A 14,113-nucleotide genomic window follows, 5' to 3' on the forward strand; every position below is an offset into this window, starting at 1 on the left:
CTATTCAGCCGCCGCCGCAAGCTGTTTTGCGACGCTTTTACGGCGGAACATTTCCTGAGCCGCAAGCACTGCACCGCCGGTGACCAGCAGGCAGGCAAGCGCAATGCGCCAGCTTGGCTCGGCAAAGCCGAATATCGTCAGGATGAGCGTCGAAAGCAACGGCGCTGCATAACTTGCCGCGCCGAGGATCTGGATGTCGCCGTTCTTGACGCCGTAATCCCAGGCATAGAACGCAGCGCCGACCGGGAAGAGACCGAGACCGGCAACGGCGATCCATTCGAAAGCCGTTGCCGGCCAAAGGGTCGTTTCCAACCCGAGATGGCACAAGAACGACAGAATGGATGTCGCAAGGCAGAAGCCGGTAACGACATCGGTCGAGACCGCATCGAAGCGCCGCGTCAGCAACGAATAGCCGGACCAGGTGAAGGCGCAAAGGAAGGCAGTGCCGTAGCCGATCGCATAGGCACCGTCGAAATCGATGCCGTTGCGGCCGACGATCAGGAAAGTGCCGCAGAGCCCGGCGAGCGCGCCTGCCACATGATACCAGCGCAACCGCTCGCCCGGCAGCAGCGCCGAGCCGACGACGATCAGCAGCGGCCAGAGATAGGCAATCAAGCCGGCCTCCACCGCCGGCGCGTTCCGAAGCGCGGTGAAATAGAGGAAGTGATAGCCGAAGAGGCCGGCAATGCCGATGATCCAGACCTTTGCCGGCTGCTTCAGCAGCGCCACGCGAGACGGGTTGAGGATCAAAACGGCAATGCCGGGGATGCTGCCGATCGCAAAGCAGATCGCCGAAAGCTGGAACGGCGGCATCTCACCGGATGCAGCGGTGAAGAGCGCCAGAAACGACCACATCAAAATGGCCGTGAACCCGATCAATGTCGCCCGAAGCTTCACCTGTCCCCCTTCACGCAGACCAGCTCCGTCAGTTTGCACGGTATTTCACCGCGGTAATCGTCACCGTTCCGTACTGCGTCGGAATGCGAACATAGACCGGAGCATATACGTTGGCCGCATCTGCCTTTGCAAACCAGATTTCCATGTTGCCGCTTCTGCTCAGATAATCGATATCCTTGCGGCCTTTCCTGTAGCCGGACCTGGGCACGAAGCGCACGCCGCAAACCGTTGCCTTGCCGGAAAACCCATCCGTCTTGAAATCCTGGGATCCCTTTGGCGAAAGCACAAGGTCCATGCGCATCTCCCCGTCATAGATCGGCAGGCGCTGCGAGCAGAGCTTCGTATCCGCCGGGAAGATCAACCCGGAGATGGGATCGAGCACGGAGCGCATATCGCCCGGCTTGACAACGACCCAGTTGCGTGGCCGGCGCCGTTCCGGCTTCACGGTCGTGGAGACGATATCGCCGTTTCTGTAGCGGACTTCGTAGGTACGCACGCGTTTGCCACTCTTGTAATAGAGATAGTAGCGCTGCGCTTGCAGTCGGTCGTTGCGCAGGACACCGGTGACGTTGGTTTTCGCAGCAATGTTCGTCACAAGATCGGCAAGGCCCGCCGAACTGATATTGCCTGAAACCTGGTAGCGCTGATCATCGTCGATCTGGGTAACGAAGGCGGCGCGCGCAATCGGCACGATTCCGAGAGCAACTCTATATTCCGTACGATGACGGATCTCGCTTGCGCCGGCCGGGATGGACATCAGCGCTGCAATTGACGATAGGAAAATCCGCCTGCCCAGATGAGCCATGAAGAGAGCCTTTTTTAAGGGCAGACAATGCCCTGCATAAGCGGTCTATACTCCTGCCGCGCATAGAAGCAAACACGAGCTTTTTGACAGAATTGCGGGAAAGGCCAAGGTTTGGCTTGACGCGGGCGGCCGGTCTGACTATAGAACCGCAACTTTCCAATTATGGCCTGTTGGATTGCAGATCCGCGTTTGCCGGGGCATGGTAATTCGATGGCCTAGAAAAACAAGAATAGGTGTTCAATGTCCCGCGTGTGCGAATTGACCGGCAAGGCCGTCCTGACTGGTAACAATGTCAGCCATGCCAACAACAAGACCAAGCGCCGGTTCCTGCCGAACCTGTGCCAGGTTACGCTGATCTCCGACGCTCTCGGCCAGCGCTACCGTCTGCGTGTTTCAGCTGCTGCGCTGCGCTCCGTCGAGCATCGCGGTGGCCTCGATGCCTTCCTGATCAAGGCAAGCGAAAACGAACTGTCGATGCGCGCCCGTCTGCTGCGACGTCAGATTGTCAAGAAGACCGCCGAAGCCGCATAAGCTTCGAGATCTTCTTCCATACGGCTTCAAAGGCTTGCACGGCTAATACCGGACAAGCCTTTTGCTTTGCCGGCCCGATACCTTAACTGGTGGCATCACCCAGGATAAAAAAATGCTGAAGACCCGCTATACCCTCCTCTACATCGCTCTGATGACGCTCGTCGTCGTGGCCTCAAACTTCCTCGTCCAGTTTCCCGTGAACGCGGAAGTCGCCGGCATCAACCTCGCCGATATCCTGACCTGGGGTGCGTTCAGCTATCCGGTCGCTTTCCTGATCACCGATCTCACGAATCGCCAGTTCGGTCCTCAGGTAGCGCGCAAGGTCGTGTTCGCCGGCTTTGTCGTCGGCATCGGGCTTTCCTTCTTCACATCAGTGCCGCGCATTGCGATCGCCTCCGGTTCCGCTTACCTCGTCGGCCAGCTGCTCGATATCGCCGTCTTCAATCGCCTTCGCCGCCAGACCTGGTGGCGTGCGCCGCTCGTCGGCTCGCTGATCGGCTCGGCGCTCGACACGGTGATCTTCTTCTCCTTCGCCTTTGCCGCCTTTTTCGTCTTTTTCGGCCCGAACGATCCGTTTGCGCTGGAGCAGGCCCCGATCCTCGGTGCAATGGCCGCTCAGGCGCCGCGCTGGATTTCCTGGGCGATCAGCGATTTCTCGGTGAAGATGATCATGGGTCTCGTCATGCTGCTGCCCTACGGTGCACTCATGAACGTGCTACGGCCGATGCAGCCGGCCCGCGCAAGCTGATCGCCAGTGGCCGGCCTTCGAAAAGGCCTTTACTCAGTAAGACGAAATTCCAGCATGAGGTTCCGCTCCAAAATGGAGTGATTGTCATCGGAAACGATGATCACATGCGTGCTGCCATCGGGCGCCTGAAAACTGTCCAGGCCTTCCATGTTGTCGATCTGGTAACCGAAATCGGCCGTCAACAAAATGTCGCCATCGGCGACGGCGTCCGGCCGGATCTCTGCTCGCAGCGATGCGCCGGATCCGCATAGCGATGCCGTTGGCGATGTTGAAACGACGCTCCAGAAGCAAAAGATCGCCGTCCGGCAGGAACGCACCATCGGTCGGATCGAAATCACCGTCGCGCGTCACCGCGAAGCGGCCCTTGAGCGGCCCGGATAGGATTGCGCCGTAGATATTCCCCTTCCGATCCCGGCTCTCTTCCGAAATGATGACGGCAGCGCCCTTCAAAGCGCTCTCGGGCGGAGCCACCGCTAGCGTCTCGAAGCCGCGGCCGCTTCGCAACGACCGTATCGGCACGAGAATGGGGATCGAGCCAACCGACGACGAGGTCTCGAACCCGGGATCGGGGTAGGCTTCGACCCGATGGTCTTGTTCGAAGGAAACCAGAACCTGGTCGCCCTTGAGGGCAAGACCCTCGGCATCCATGCGTCCCTTCCCCTCGAAAGTGGCCCCGCTCCCGTTTTTCATGGGCGTGATTTCAACGCCGGACAAACCGGAAAGCCTTCCCTGCTGGTCGCGCTCGATGCTGCCGGTCAGCCAGTGGCCGGTATCAAGCACACCAACGAAATGCTTCCGGTCCGGCGCGGAAACGGATCGCCGACCAAGACCCAAAAAGCCGGTTGCCGGACACCATTTCCAGCCCGCCAAGGAATTCCAGCGGCCCGAATCTCGTCTCGCTGGAACCAATCTTGAAGGTCGAGATGACGCGGCTGCTGATATCCACGCTCGTCGCGCGCAACCGCGATCGAAGCATCCCCAGCGAGACAAAGAACAAGCAAAGCCGCGCGGGACAGACGGATCATTAAGCGCCGGTTCCTTTCGGCATCAGCCGGCGCGTCGCAAACGGCCGCCACGCGCCTGCGCTGCCTGATCTTCGAAGAGCGAGGCCAGCTGCTCGGTCATCGCGCCCGCAAGCTCATCCGCGTCGACGATGGTCACGGCGCGGCGATAATAGCGCGTCACGTCGTGGCCGATGCCGATCGCAAGCAGTTCGACCGGCGAACGGGTCTCGATCTGCTCGATCACGGCACGCAGATGACGCTCAAGGTAATTGCCGGGATTGACCGAAAGCGTGGAGTCGTCGACCGGCGCACCGTCGGAGATCATCATCAGGATGCGGCGCTGTTCGCGACGAGCAAGAAGACGATTATGCGCCCAGATCAGCGCCTCGCCGTCGATATTTTCCTTCAGCAGCCCTTCGCGCATCATCAGGCCGAGATTGGTGCGCGCACGGCGCCACGGCGCGTCTGCGGACTTGTAGATGATGTGACGCAGGTCATTGAGGCGGCCGGGCGTCTGCGGCTTGCCGCCGGCAAGCCAGCTCTCACGCGCCTGCCCGCCCTTCCAGGCCTTGGTCGTGAAGCCAAGGATCTCGACCTTGACACCGCAACGCTCCAACGTGCGGGCCAGAATATCGGCGCAGGTGGCAGCAACGGTGATCGGGCGCCCACGCATGGAGCCAGAATTGTCGATCAGCAGCGTCACGACCGTGTCGCGGAACTGCGTGTCCCGCTCCATCTTGAAGGAAAGCGGCTGCATCGGATCGATAATGATGCGCTGCAGGCGGGCGGTATCGAGATAGCCCTCTTCCAGATCGAAGTCCCAGGAGCGGTTCTGTTGCGCCATCAGGCGACGCTGCAATCGATTTGCGAGCCGGCCGACAGCGCCCTGCAGGTGCGCGAGCTGCTTGTCGAGGAAGGCGCGCAGGCGCTCCAGCTCGGCAGCGTCGCAAAGCTCCTCGGCGGTGATGATCTCGTCGAACTCTTCGGTAAAGACGTGATAGTCGACCTTCTCGTTGAAATCGGCAAAGGGCGTGTTTGGACGACGGGTTTCGCCCGGTGTTTCCGAATCGTCCTCGCCCTCTTCCATCATGTCGTCGTCGGAGATCTCGGCGCCTTCGGTCTCGCCGTCCTCCATCTGCTCGTCGGCAACTTCGCTATCTTCGACCGGCGCGGCATCGGTGCCCGCGTCATCATCGACCTCGTCCTGATTCTGATTCGTCGCCGTTCGGCTGGTCTTCCTGATCCTGCTCGTTGTCCTCATCGGCGTTCGCTGTCGTCGCCGAATTCTTCCGCCATTTCCATAGCGGAGAGCATGTGGCGGATCACCTTCGAGAAAGCCTGCTGGTCGTTGATCGACGCTTGTAAGGTCATCGAGTTCGGAACCCGCCTTCTCCTCGATGAAGGATCGCGCCAGAGATCGAGAACCTTTCCCGCGGAGGCGGGCGGCTTCTGGCCGGTCAGCTTCTCACGCACCATCATGGCGACGGCCTCGCCGATCGGCGCATCCTCTTGCCGCTCGATGCCGGTGAAATTCGCCTTGGAGTACTTCTCCTCCGTCATCGAACGCAGGTTCGCACGCCACGCCCTCCATGCGCAGCGTGCCGATCGATTCGACGCGCGCCTGCTCGACGGCGTCGAAGATCGCACGCGCGTCGGAGCCCTGCGGCGCCATCGTCGCGTGAACTTTTTCATCGTGGCAGGCAAGCCGAAGCGCCATGGAGTCGCCTAGACCGCGCGTCACCGCCAGCTCATGCGCCGTTGGCCGCTTGGAAAGCTCGGGTAGCCGAATACGCTCAGCCGGTCATGCCGGGGCGCTCGTTGGCGAAAGTCACCTCGACCTCGCCGTCGCCTGCAATCGCGCGCACGCAGCCGGTTATCGCGCGCCGCAAGGGCTCGACGTCGACCGGGCCGCTTGGTCTTGCTTTCGAATTGTCACCACGTGATGCCATGATCGACGGGCCTTAAGCCTCCAACACGATGTTGGCTGCGCTCTCCTTGAGCTCGACACCAAAGGCACGCTGATAGTGCTCGGCGACCAGCGGACGCTCCAGTTCGTCGCACTTGTTGAGGAAGGTGACGCGGAAGGCGAAGGCGAGGTCGCCGAAGATATCGGCGTTTTCGGCCCAGGTGATGACCGTACGCGGGCTCATGACAGTCGACAGATCGCCGTTCATGAAGGAAGCGCGTGTCAGATCGGCGACGCGGACCATCTTGGAAACGGTATCGCGGCCGTTCTTGTCCTTCTGGAAGCTCTTCACCTTGGCGGTGACGATGTTCACTTCATGGTCGTGCGGCAGGTAGTTCAACGTGGTGACGATCGACCAGCGGTCCATCTGCGCCTGGTTGATCTGCTGCGTGCCATGATAGAGGCCGGTGGTATCGCCGAGGCCGATGGTGTTTGCCGTCGCAAAGAGGCGGAAGGCCGGATGCGGACGAATGACTCGGCTCTGATCGAGCAGCGTCAGGCGGCCTGAAGATTCCAGCACGCGCTGGATGACGAACATGACGTCTGGACGGCCGGCGTCATATTCGTCGAAGACGAGCGCGACATTGTGCTGATAGGCCCAGGGCAGGATGCCGTCCTTGAATTCCGTGACCTGAAGGCCGTCCTTGACGACGATCGCGTCCTTGCCGACGAGATCGATACGGCTGACGTGGCTGTCGAGGTTGATGCGCACGCAGGGCCAATTGAGGCGGGCAGCGACCTGCTCGATGTGAGAGGATTTACCGGTGCCGTGGTAGCCGGAGATCATGACGCGGCGGTTATGGGCAAAACCTGCAAGAATGGCGAGCGTCGTCTCGCGGTCGAAGAGATAGTCGTTATCCAGGTCCGGAACGTAGGCATCGCCCTTGCTGTAAGCCGGAACGCGGATATCGGAATCGATCCCGAAGACCTCCCTGACCGAAACGGTGGTGTCTGGAAGCTCGGAAATATCAAGGTCAATCTTGCTCATCATGTCTCCAAGGCGGGTGCTTCCACCCGGCCATATTATCTCAGGCCATTTCGCAACCATGACGCCGCAGCTTTGTTCTGCGCCCGTTCAAGGTGGGAACGTCGGCGATACCTCTCCGGGACTGAAGCGAAACCTCGGCGGGATAATGACCGCTTGCGAGCATTCTGGAACAAAGTCCCGGACAAGAAACGCCGCGTCCGGAAGGTTGGCAAAGGCGGCGTTGGCAAAACGCACAGAAGCATGCCGCGGTTGCCTGCGGCCTCAGCCGATTTGGACCATACCCGATTGAAGGCGGAGAGCAAGGACAGGAATTAACAAAAACCGTTCTGCTTCAACAATTGATAGGCCTGGATGACGGCGCGGAAGCGCTCTTCGGAACCGCGGTCGCCGCCGTTGGCATCGGGATGATGCTTCTTGACCAGTTCCTTGTAGCGGGTCTTGATCTCGGCAGAGGTGGCACTTGCCTGCAGCCCCATCGTATCGAAGGCCTTGGCCTCCAGGCTCTTCAACTTGCGTTGCTCGGGAAAACGCGGACCGCTGCCTTTGGCGCCGCTGACGAAACCGAAGGGATCGCGCACACGGCTATAGGCGCCGGAGCGGATGTCCGAATGCAGCGGGCTGTCCTTCGCCGCCTTGTTGACGCCGACGGTCCAGGTCGGACGATGCCCGGTGACCGCCTCCTTCTGGTAGCGGGCGATTTCGCCATCCGAGAGGCCGGAAAAATAATTGTAGCCCTTGTTGTATTCCTTGACGTGCTCGAAGCAGAAAAGAAAGAACTGCCCTTCGGCATTGCGTCCGACAGGAGCGCGATGCACGCCTTTTTTATCACAGCCGTCCCACTGGCAGGTCGGAGGAGCCTGCTCGGTTTCCTGCTCGCGTTTGCGGCGGGTGCGGATGCGATCGAAATATTTGGAATCGAGTCTCATGACGGCGCTAATTATGGGCCTGCCGCGAAGCGACGACAAGAATTGACAAACACGAATGTTGCTGGCTTGGTGGGAACCCCCTTTTTGCGAAGCAACTGGACGAAATCGTGACCCTTGAGACCCGCATCGAAGAAAAACTGACCGAAGCTTTTGCGCCCGAGCGCCTGAGCGTCATCAACGAAAGCCGCCTGCATGCCGGCCATCAGCCGGGTTTCAACGGCACCGGTGAAACGCACATGCGCGTGCGCATCGTCTCAGCCAAGTTTGCAGGAATGACGAGGCTCGCCCGCCACCGCGCCGTCACCGAACTGCTGAAGCCGGAACTCGACGCAGGGCTGCATGCGCTCGCCGTAGAGCTCGGCCGCACCCGGCGAAGCAACCAGCTGGTAGGAACACGTCCCTCACATAAGCGTTTGCCCTCCTTTCACCAAGGAGGAAACAGGGATGACGAAGCCGACGATTGCCCGCGTCTGGCGCGGACGTACGCCAAGAGCCAAGGCTGACGAATACGAAGCCTATAACTACGAAGCGGGCATCAAGCCGCTGATCGAGAAAGCACTTGGCGTCCAGACTTTTCGCGAAGACCGCGACACGGAAAGCGAATTCGTGACGATCTCTTATTGGGAGAATATCGAGGCAATGAGCACCTTTGCCGGCGCCGATCCCACGAAGATCCATCACCTCGAACGCGACAGCGAATTTTTAATTGAACTGCCGAAAGAAGTGCAAATCCTGCGTCTGCTCACCAGCCACGGAGCGACCGGGTAAGATTCAGAGCGGTTTGGTCTCGTTCTCCGCAGCAGGACGGATGCGTAGCCTGGTGATGCGGTTCTTCTCGCGCTTCATGACGATGAAGCGCTTGCCGTAAAACGTGAAGGCCTGCCGCTCTTCCGGGATCGTCATCGATTCATGGATGACGAGGCCGGCGATCGTCGTCGCCTCTTCGTCGGGCAACTGCCAATCGAGCGCGCGGTTCAGGTCCCGGATCGGCACACTGCCATCGACAACGATCGAGCCGTCGGATTCCTGGCGCACGCCCTGCATATCGATGTCGTGTTCATCGGAAATATCGCCGACGATCTCTTCCAGGATGTCCTCGAGCGTCACGATGCCCTGCACCTCACCATACTCATCGACGACGACGGCGAAGTGCTGCTTGCGGCGCAGGAACGCATTGAGCTGATCTTCGAGATTGGTGCTGTCCGGCACGAACCAGGGTTTCTGGGCAATCTTGACGATATCGAGATTCTCCGGCTCCACGTTCGGCTCGGCCAGCGCGCGCAGCAAGTCTTTTGCGTGGACGACGCCGATGATGTTGTCGATCGTGCCGCGCCACAGCGGCATGCGGGTATAGGGGCTCTCGAGGATCGTGCGAACCACTACCTCAGGCGCGTCATCTGCATTGATCGCCCGCATCGCCGTGCGATGGACCATGATGTCGGAGAGTTCGAGCTGGCTCAGGTCGAGTATTCCGCCAAGACGATCCCGGTCAGCCTTCACCACCGCCCCCTCGCGATGCAACAGATCGACGGTACCGCGCAGTTCCTCGTGCGCCGTCAGCATTGGGATTTCACGCGATAGGGTGACACCGAAGCTCCCCAGGATCCGGCGGACGACGGCATTGACGAGAGATGAGATCGGGCCGACGACAGCGACAAAGAGCTTGATTGGCAATGCCGCGCTCAATGCAAAACGGTCAGGTGACGAGATCGCCCAGCTCTTCGGCAGAACTTCCGCGAAAATGACGAGGATCACAGTCATCGCAAGCGTTGCAAGCGCCACGCCCGAGCTGCCGAAGAGACTGAGAAACAAGCTGGTCGTCAGAGACGAAGACAGGATGTTTGCAAGGTTGTTGCCGATCAGCAGCGCCCCGATCAGCCGGTCGCGCCGCTCGATCAGCTGGCGCACAAGACCGGCGCGCATTTCGCCGTTGGCTTCCAGCGTATGCATGCGGCTGCGAGAGACCGCCGTCAGTGCCGTCTCCGAACCGAACGAAGAAGGCTGATATCAGCACGAGGGCCACGATGGAAACGATTTCCGGCCAGTAAACCGCAAGAAATGCCAGCGTGCCTTCGAGTGTCATTGCGGCTGCTTTTGCTTGAGGAAGCCCAACACTTCGGAAGCCGGCACGTCATCGGCGATGAACGACCGGCCAATGCCGTGCGTCAGGATGAAGGTGAACTTGCCGTTTTTCACTTTCTTGTCCTGCGCCATCGCCTCGAGCAGCGTTTCAGCCGGCGGAAGAGCGCCCGGAATATCAGCCATGCGCGTCGGCAGGCCGACCTCTTTCAGATGTTTCTCAACCCGCTTGGCGTCATCAGGGCTTGCGAGATTCATGCGCGCGGAAAATTCATGTGCGAGGACCATGCCGATCGAAACGCCTTCACCATGCACCAGGCGTGCACTCTCATAGGCTGTGGCCGCCTCCAGAGCGTGCCCAAAAGTATGGCCGAGATTGAGAAGCGCCCGCGGACCGTTCTCGCGCTCGTCAGCGACCACGACATCGGATTTCGCCTGACAGCTTGTGGCAATCGCCTCGATACGCGCAGAGCCGCCGGCAAAGACGGCGCTCCAGTTTGTTTCAAGCCAAGCGAAAAAATCCGGCTTGTCGATAAGACCGTATTTCGCGACTTCTGCATAGCCGGCACGGAATTCGCGCTCGCTGAGAGAGTTAAGAACATCCGTATCGGCAAGGACCAGATCCGGCTGATGGAAGACGCCGATAAGGTTCTTGCCGTGTCGGCTGTTGATGCCCGTCTTGCCGCCGACGGAAGAATCGACCTGCGAAAGCAGCGACGTCGGCACCTGCACGAAGCGCACGCCGCGACGCACGATGCCGGCGGCAAAGCCGGCAAGATCGCCAATAACGCCGCCGCCAAGCGCAACGACGTAATCATTCCGCTCGACGCGCGCCTCCAGGATCTTGTCACAGACGGTCATGAGATGCTCGAAGCTCTTCGTCTTCTCGCCGGCGGGCAGCACAAGCTGCGCGGACATGATGCCCGAGCCTTCGAGGCTTTTGACGAGAGCTTCGAGATAGAGTGGCGCCACATGCTCATCCGTGATGATCGCAGCTTTGCGACCCTTCAACCGGGACGCTATTTCCGCTCCAGCACGCGCGATCAGGCCCGGCCCGATCAGTATGTCGTAGGCGCGCTCGCCGAGCGGCACGTGAACCTTTCGTTCGGCGGAGCGGAGGTGATCGCATTCATGGTGCGGTACTTTCGGTTCTGGGCTTCGATCACGGCTTTCAACACTTCGTCAGCCATGACTTCCTTGCGGACATCGCGCGACAAGCACGGTGATGTCGGCTTCGCGCATAGATCGGGTATCGCGCGTTCATCAGGCCTTCGAGCGTCTGCCTTGGATTCTCGGTCTTGAGGAGCGGGCGCGTGTCGCGCTTGCTGACCCGCTCCCACAGCACGTCGAGATCGGCCTTCAGCCAGACGGAAAGGCCGCCCTTCTTGATGTGCTTGCGCGTCCGATCGTTGATGAAGGCGCCACCGCCGGTGAGATACCACGCGCGGCCCATTCTTCAGCAGCCGCTTGATCACGCGCGTTTCCAGCGCCCGGAACTCCTCTTCGCCATAGGCTGCGAAAAGCTCCGAGATCGTCATGCGGGAGACGCGCTCGATCTCGACGATCGCTGTCGATGAAAGGAATACCCAGCTGACTGGGCGACGATGCGGCCGACGGAGGATTTTCCGGCGCCCATGAGGCCGACGAGGATCAGATTGCGGGACCCGAGCGTGGCGCGAGCTCTGTCTTTCAGGCTGTCTCCCACTGTCAGCAACTGGGTCACTCATCGGTCCATTCACACTTTGTTTGCAAACGGTATCGACAAATGCGGGTGTAGCGTCAAGTCGCAGGACCAGGGAAACATGGTTCAAATAGCCGCTTCTTGCACTTGCAAACCCGCTTCTTCATAAAAGAGGCAGAGCATCATGGAGTTGCGAAATGCCGACCCTCTTGCGTCTATTGTGCTGTCCTGGCGATGATCGCTGGGGCGATCTATGGCGGGATGGTGGCGCTCGTGACCTTCGTGGAGCCACAGCCGCGCGACGTGACGATCCGCATCCCGTCGGAGACGGATCAACCCGCCGGCAACGGGCGCGATCGACACCGGCGAAGAAGTGATCCGGCATGAAGGACCTGAGCCGCGTCCACGTGGAAGCCTTTCTGGAGATGATGAGCGCCGAGCGAGGTGCTGCCGCGAACACGCTGCAATCCTACGAGCGCGATCTGGACGACCTCCATGCACCTTCCTGAACGAGCGCAAGCGTGCGGCTGACCGAAGCGGCCTCCGGCGATCTCGCCGCCTACCTCTCCTCGCTCTCCGAAACGGGGCTTCAAGTCCTCGTCCCAGGCGCGCCGGCTGGCCGCCATGCGGCAATTCTACAAGTTCCTTTATGCCGAAGGCCTGCGTGTACGACGACCCGACGGGCGTACTCGACGCGCCGAAGAAGGGCGCGAGCTCTGCCGAAGACGATGGGCGTCGAGGAGGTGACAGCGACTACTGACACAGGCCGAGACCGAGGCCGACGATCCCAGCGGATGGCCAGTTGCAGCGCCGGCGGATGCTGGCGCTGCTGGAGCTGCTCTACGCGACAGGAATGCGCGTCAGCGAGCTCGTTTCGCTGCCGGCACGCGTGCTCGACCAAGAAGGGCGTTTCCTGATGATCCGCGGCAAGGGCAACAAGGAGCGGCTCGTACCTCTGTCTCAATCGGCGATATCAGCTGCACTCAAGGCCTATGGCCGGTCGTTCGCAGAAGAGAACGCCAGCGGCGAAGGAGTCAGCAGTTGATCGCCCCTGGCTGTTTCCGGCAGCCTCCAAGGAAGGCTATCTGCCGCGCCAGGTTTTTGCCCGCGACCTGAAGAACCTCGCGATCCGCGCCGGCCTGACGCCATCAATGATCTCGCCGCACGTCATGCGTCACGCCTTTGCCAGCCACCTTCTTGCTAACGGCGCCGACCTGCGCGTAGTTCAGGAACTCCTCGGCCATTCCGACATTTCGACGACACAGATCTATACGCATGTCCTTGAAGAAAGGCTGCAGCAGCTGGTTCAGACGCATCACCCCCTTGCCAAACAGGCGAAAAAGCACGAATAGGACCGGCGACATGGGGCAAGGCCAGCAAGATGCCCCGGGCACAAGGAACGGAAACGCACCTCATGCACAACTATCTCGACTTCGAAAAGCCGATCTCCGACCTCGAAGGCAAGATCATCGAGCTGAAGAAGCTCGCTTCCGAAGACGAGAGCATCGACACCGTCCGATGAGGTCGGCAGGCTGGAGGTTCGCGTCCGCGACGCGATGGTCGATATCTATTCCAAGCTCAACGCCTGGCAGAAGACGCAGGTCGCTCGCCATCCGCAGCGCCCGCACTTCGTCGATTACGCCAAAACGCTGTTCCAGGAGTTCACGCCGCTCGCCGGCGACCGCAAGTTCTCCGAGGACGCGGCGATCCAGGCGGGCCTTGCCCGCTTCCGCGGCCAGCCGATTGCCGTCATCGGCCAGGAAAAGGGCAGCGACACCAAGAGCCGACTGAAGCACAATTTCGGCAGCGCCCGCCCTGAAGGCTATCGCAAGGCGATCCGCATTCTTGAAATGGCTGACCGTTTCGGCCTTCCGGTCGTCACCCTCGTCGATACCGCTGGCGCTTATCCAGGCGTGGGTGCTGAAGAGCGCGGCCAGGCTGAAGCAATCGCGCGCTCGACGGAAATGTGCCTTGGCGTGAAAGTGCCGATCATCTCCGTCATCATCGGCGAAGGGGGCTCCGGCGGCGCAATCGCGATCGCGACCGGGAACAAGGTCTATATGCTCGAGCATTCGATCTACAGCGTGATCTCGCCGGAAGGCGCGGCCTCCATTCTCTGGCGCGATTCGACCCGCGCCAGGGAAGCAGCAACCAACATGAAGATCACCGCCGAGGACCTGAAGTCGCTTGGCGTCATCGACGGCATCATTCCCGAGCCGCTCGGCGGCGCGCATCGCGATCCGGACAGCGTCATCAGCCGCCACCGGCGATGTCATCGCCAGCGCCCTGGCCGAACTTTCGCCGCGTTCCGGCGAACAGCTGCGCAAGGACCGCCGCCAGAAATTCCTCGCCATGGGCCGGAATCTCTGCACGGACATCCCAGCATACGTCGACCGGATTGCGGCCAAACCTTGGCCACAATAATGTTATCTGTAGCAGTCGCGCTTGCGGGATATCCTTGGGCAAGTCATAGGCTGGTAAGAAATTG

Annotated in this window: 11 protein-coding genes and 8 pseudogenes; 7 read left to right on the plus strand and 12 right to left on the minus strand. The window is 60.5% G+C overall.

Features of this window, described 5'->3' with window-relative positions; genetic code table 11:
* The gene (gene yddG, locus ACW4PC_RS12285) at window positions 1-897 is read right to left on the minus strand and encodes an aromatic amino acid exporter YddG (protein WP_455874996.1); all 897 of its coding nucleotides are present in this window, start codon (window positions 895-897) and stop codon (window positions 1-3) included.
* A 28-nt stretch (window positions 898-925) separates the two neighbouring features.
* The gene (locus ACW4PC_RS12290; RefSeq protein ID WP_455874001.1) at window positions 926-1,702 is read right to left on the minus strand and encodes a DUF3108 domain-containing protein; all 777 of its coding nucleotides are present in this window, start codon (window positions 1,700-1,702) and stop codon (window positions 926-928) included.
* A gap of 240 nt (window positions 1,703-1,942) precedes the next feature.
* Here ACW4PC_RS12290 and rpmB point away from each other — a divergent pair, with 240 nt between their 5' ends.
* Together rpmB and ACW4PC_RS12300 are read left to right on the plus strand one after the other, a co-directional pair.
* Complete coding sequence (gene rpmB / locus ACW4PC_RS12295) at window positions 1,943-2,233, plus strand: 50S ribosomal protein L28 (protein ID WP_022718069.1); 291 nt, start codon at window positions 1,943-1,945, stop codon at window positions 2,231-2,233.
* Window positions 2,234-2,345: 112 nt separating this feature from the next.
* Window positions 2,346-2,981 carry a queuosine precursor transporter gene (locus ACW4PC_RS12300; RefSeq protein ID WP_455874002.1) on the plus strand — a complete coding sequence of 212 codons (636 nt, stop codon included), beginning with the start codon at window positions 2,346-2,348 and terminating at the stop codon, window positions 2,979-2,981.
* A 29-nt stretch (window positions 2,982-3,010) separates the two neighbouring features.
* Here the strand turns inward: ACW4PC_RS12300 and ACW4PC_RS12305 are convergent.
* The 7 genes and pseudogenes from ACW4PC_RS12305 to ACW4PC_RS12335 all read right to left on the minus strand — a co-directional run bounded on the left by ACW4PC_RS12305 (window position 3,011) and on the right by ACW4PC_RS12335 (window position 7,865).
* Window positions 3,011-4,006, minus strand: a pseudogene (locus ACW4PC_RS12305) (esterase-like activity of phytase family protein).
* A gap of 22 nt (window positions 4,007-4,028) precedes the next feature.
* Complete coding sequence (gene cobT, locus ACW4PC_RS12310; protein ID WP_455874997.1) at window positions 4,029-5,399, minus strand: cobaltochelatase subunit CobT; 1,371 nt, start codon at window positions 5,397-5,399, stop codon at window positions 4,029-4,031.
* Window positions 5,312-5,545, minus strand: a pseudogene (locus ACW4PC_RS12315) (cobaltochelatase subunit CobT); the annotation flags it as partial. The pseudogene ACW4PC_RS12315 and the gene cobT, both read right to left, overlap by 88 nt.
* Window positions 5,451-5,726 (minus strand): hypothetical protein, encoded by a 276-nt coding sequence (locus ACW4PC_RS12320; RefSeq protein ID WP_455874003.1) that lies wholly within the window; start codon window positions 5,724-5,726, stop codon window positions 5,451-5,453. The pseudogene ACW4PC_RS12315 and the gene ACW4PC_RS12320, both read right to left, overlap by 95 nt.
* A gap of 52 nt (window positions 5,727-5,778) precedes the next feature.
* A complete protein-coding gene (locus tag ACW4PC_RS12325) occupies window positions 5,779-5,934 on the minus strand; it encodes a hypothetical protein (protein ID WP_455874004.1) in 156 nt (51 codons plus the stop codon).
* Window positions 5,935-5,946: 12 nt separating this feature from the next.
* Window positions 5,947-6,939 carry a cobaltochelatase subunit CobS gene (gene cobS / locus ACW4PC_RS12330; protein ID WP_022718065.1) on the minus strand — a complete coding sequence of 331 codons (993 nt, stop codon included), beginning with the start codon at window positions 6,937-6,939 and terminating at the stop codon, window positions 5,947-5,949.
* Between the two features lie 311 nt (window positions 6,940-7,250).
* Window positions 7,251-7,865 (minus strand): J domain-containing protein, encoded by a 615-nt coding sequence (locus ACW4PC_RS12335; RefSeq protein WP_074069857.1) that lies wholly within the window; start codon window positions 7,863-7,865, stop codon window positions 7,251-7,253.
* A 104-nt stretch (window positions 7,866-7,969) separates the two neighbouring features.
* Here ACW4PC_RS12335 and ACW4PC_RS12340 point away from each other — a divergent pair.
* Window positions 7,970-8,255: pseudogene (locus ACW4PC_RS12340) on the plus strand (BolA family protein).
* Window positions 8,256-8,309: 54 nt separating this feature from the next.
* A complete protein-coding gene (locus ACW4PC_RS12345; RefSeq protein ID WP_455874005.1) occupies window positions 8,310-8,633 on the plus strand; it encodes a hypothetical protein in 324 nt (107 codons plus the stop codon).
* 3 nt (window positions 8,634-8,636) lie between these two features.
* On the opposite strand, the pseudogene ACW4PC_RS12350 reads toward ACW4PC_RS12345, so the two are convergent.
* The 3 pseudogenes from ACW4PC_RS12350 to ACW4PC_RS12360 form a co-directional block, all read right to left on the minus strand.
* Window positions 8,637-9,948, minus strand: a pseudogene (locus ACW4PC_RS12350) (HlyC/CorC family transporter).
* A pseudogene (aroB, locus tag ACW4PC_RS12355) lies at window positions 9,945-11,077 on the minus strand (3-dehydroquinate synthase). The pseudogenes ACW4PC_RS12350 and aroB overlap by 4 nt, the downstream one beginning before the upstream one ends.
* An 18-nt stretch (window positions 11,078-11,095) precedes the next feature.
* A pseudogene (locus tag ACW4PC_RS12360) lies at window positions 11,096-11,671 on the minus strand (shikimate kinase); the annotation flags it as partial.
* A gap of 188 nt (window positions 11,672-11,859) precedes the next feature.
* Between ACW4PC_RS12360 and ACW4PC_RS12365 the strand changes: the two are divergent.
* From ACW4PC_RS12365 to ACW4PC_RS12375, 3 genes and pseudogenes are all read left to right on the plus strand, one after another.
* Complete coding sequence (locus ACW4PC_RS12365) at window positions 11,860-12,012, plus strand: hypothetical protein (RefSeq protein WP_455875077.1); 153 nt, start codon at window positions 11,860-11,862, stop codon at window positions 12,010-12,012.
* A pseudogene (gene xerD, locus ACW4PC_RS12370) lies at window positions 12,009-12,977 on the plus strand (site-specific tyrosine recombinase XerD). The gene ACW4PC_RS12365 and the pseudogene xerD overlap by 4 nt, the downstream one beginning before the upstream one ends.
* A 62-nt stretch (window positions 12,978-13,039) precedes the next feature.
* Window positions 13,040-14,049 (plus strand): annotated as a pseudogene (locus ACW4PC_RS12375) (acetyl-CoA carboxylase carboxyltransferase subunit alpha).
* Window positions 14,050-14,113 lie beyond the last annotated feature (64 nt).

It is taken from the genome of Rhizobium yanglingense, assembly GCF_977109285.1.

Bases quoted from the DNA above. Each gene is read 5' to 3' on its own strand.
- ACW4PC_RS12290 (WP_455874001.1), bottom strand. From the start codon at position 1,702: ATGGCTCATCTGGGCAGGCGGATTTTCCTATCGTCAATTGCAGCGCTG.
- rpmB (WP_022718069.1), top strand. From the start codon at position 1,943: ATGTCCCGCGTGTGCGAATTGACCGGCAAGGCCGTCCTGACTGGTAAC.
- ACW4PC_RS12300 (WP_455874002.1), top strand. From the start codon at position 2,346: ATGCTGAAGACCCGCTATACCCTCCTCTACATCGCTCTGATGACGCTC.
- ACW4PC_RS12325 (WP_455874004.1), bottom strand. From the start codon at position 5,934: ATGGCATCACGTGGTGACAATTCGAAAGCAAGACCAAGCGGCCCGGTC.
- cobS (WP_022718065.1), bottom strand. From the start codon at position 6,939: ATGAGCAAGATTGACCTTGATATTTCCGAGCTTCCAGACACCACCGTT.
- ACW4PC_RS12335 (WP_074069857.1), bottom strand. From the start codon at position 7,865: ATGAGACTCGATTCCAAATATTTCGATCGCATCCGCACCCGCCGCAAA.
- ACW4PC_RS12345 (WP_455874005.1), top strand. From the start codon at position 8,310: ATGACGAAGCCGACGATTGCCCGCGTCTGGCGCGGACGTACGCCAAGA.
- ACW4PC_RS12365 (WP_455875077.1), top strand. From the start codon at position 11,860: ATGATCGCTGGGGCGATCTATGGCGGGATGGTGGCGCTCGTGACCTTC.